Here is a 564-nt window from a genome sequence, read left to right on the forward strand (position 1 = left end):
GCGATGGCAGTGGACGGAGGACAGGTGTACACGGCCGGGAAGTGCGGTCTGGTTCCAGTCATGGTGGAGCAGTACGACGAAGCACAATGCAGTGTTTCTTCAGCTCCAGCATCCTCTTACTACGCTGTCGCTGTGGTCAAGAAGGGAATGGGCATAACCTGGGAGACCCTGAAGGGGAAGAGGTCTTGCCACACGGGCATGGGCAGAACGGCGGGCTGGAACATTCCCATGGGCCTCATCCACAAACAGACCAACAACTGCGACTTCACCACCTTCTTCAGCTCTGGCTGCGCCCCTGGAGCAGAACCAACCTCTCCATTCTGCGCTGCATGTGCAGGAAGTAGCAAGTCTGTGGGAGATGAGTACAAGTGCAAGCCCAGCGCTGAAGAGCATTACTACGGCTATGCTGGAGCCTTCAGGTGCCTTGTTGAGGGTGCCGGCGATGTCGCCTTCATCAAACACACCATCGTGAAGGAAAACAGCGATGGCAACGGTCCCGACTGGGCGAGAAACGTGAATTCTGCAGACTACGAGCCGATCTGTCCAAACAAGAGTCCAGTCCCC

At 56.7% G+C, this 564-nt stretch carries 1 protein-coding gene; it reads left to right on the plus strand.

Annotated features, from left to right (window positions below; genetic code table 11):
* Positions 1-60 precede the first annotated feature (60 nt).
* On the plus strand, positions 61-564 hold a 504-nt coding region (locus NUW87_RS12020), incomplete at its 3' end, for a type 2 periplasmic-binding domain-containing protein (RefSeq protein ID WP_269028680.1).

This window comes from Corynebacterium pilbarense, assembly GCF_026930265.1.
Classification (GTDB): Bacteria; Actinomycetota; Actinomycetes; order Mycobacteriales; family Mycobacteriaceae; genus Corynebacterium; species Corynebacterium pilbarense.